We start from the raw sequence: 1,366 nt of genomic DNA, 5'->3' as shown, positions 1-1,366 counted from the left end.
AGCAGGTCGAATCGGCGAAGTCGCGGGTGGGCGGATCGACCAGTGCCGGCAGCAGGTAGCGCGTGGCCAGCGCTGCGGTCAGCAACGCGGTGATGGTGAACACCGACAGCTGCTTGAGGCCGTCCACGCCCGAGAACAGGAAGGTGAGGTAGGCAATGCAGGTGGCGATCACACCGGTGCCCAGGGTCGGCCACAGCGCGCGTACGTTGTCCCACGGTGACCGGCCCGGACGCTGGTGGCTGAAGAAGTGGATCGGATAATCCTGCACCACCCCGATCAGGGTGAAGCCGAAAGCAATGGTGATGCCGTGCACCCCGTCAAAGCCCAGCGCCACCGCGCCGAGCCCTGCCAAACCGGCGCTGGCCAGCGGCAGGAAGCCCAGAATCGGCATCTTCCAGCTGCGGTAGGCCAGCCACAGCAGCAGGATCATGCCCAGCGTATCCAGCGTGCCGATGGTGCCCGCTTCGCTGGCGGTGCGATTGCCGATCTTGACCGAAAACGCCCCCGGCCCGCTCAGCTCCAGCCGGCTGCCACTGTCAGCTGAAACCTGCGCGAAGGCGCGTTCGACCGCATCCACCGCCGCTTGCTGACCGCTGGGATCAAACCCGGCGGCATGAGTCTGCACCAGCAGCAACGCCTGGGTACCGGTGCGGTCGAACCACACCTCTTCCAGCCGCTGGGGCGCGTTGGCCGGCTGCAGTGATTCGGCCACCCGCAGGATCTGCAGGGTCGGGTCGGAGGCCAGCAGCGGTTCGATCAGCGCACCGGCCGGCGAGCCCAGATCCTGCAGCCGTGCCTGCAGTTCCTCGCGCAACGTCGCAGTGGAGAACGCATCGTCCGGCAACTCGCCCAGCAGATAGCGGTACGGCAGCAACTGCTGCGCAATCGCCTCCAGACCGGTCTGTTCGCCGTTGGTGACCAGTTCGAACTGCGGATCCTGTGCCAGTTGCGCGCGCAGCGCCTGTGACTGCGAAGCCAGTTCGAGCGGCGCAGCGCCGGACAGCGCGACCAGCAGCAGGCGGGTGCCGGGACCTTCGCCCAGCTCGTCCAGCAGCAGCTTCTGCGCCGGGGTCTGCGCATCGGGCATGAATTTGCGCAGGTCACCACTGAGCTGGACGCGCGCACTGATCCACGCGCTGGCCAATGCAAGCAGCAACAGCCAAGCGATCGCCAGACCGATGCGCTGCTTCGATGACAGGCTCAACGCGATCCACCGTCGTGGCACAACGCCGTCAGGGCGTCGGCATCGCGCACCGCGGCGGCGGCCACCGCAGCACCACCGAGCAGGGTCCGCTGCACATCGCCCTTGGCCGGGCGCGTTTCAATGCAGCGCAGCTCGTTGCCGCGGCCGTGCAAGGTGATGCTG

At 67.4% G+C, this 1,366-nt stretch carries 2 protein-coding genes; both read right to left on the bottom strand.

All coding sequences use genetic code 11. The features are described from left to right. On the bottom strand, positions 1–1,210 hold a 1,210-nt coding region (locus JCM9942_RS15970; protein ID WP_157722996.1), incomplete at its 3' end, for an MMPL family transporter. Then, positions 1,201–1,366: LolA-related protein (locus tag JCM9942_RS20360; protein WP_304941164.1), on the bottom strand; the 166-nt coding region annotated here is incomplete at its 5' end. The genes JCM9942_RS20360 and JCM9942_RS15970, both read right to left, overlap by 10 nt.

Origin of the sequence: Stenotrophomonas pictorum JCM 9942 (assembly GCF_001310775.1) — a bacterium.
Taxonomy (GTDB): Bacteria; Pseudomonadota; Gammaproteobacteria; order Xanthomonadales; family Xanthomonadaceae; genus Stenotrophomonas; species Stenotrophomonas pictorum.
Note: the sequence above shows the minus strand (reverse complement) of the source record. Positions and strands in the feature narration are given on the sequence as shown.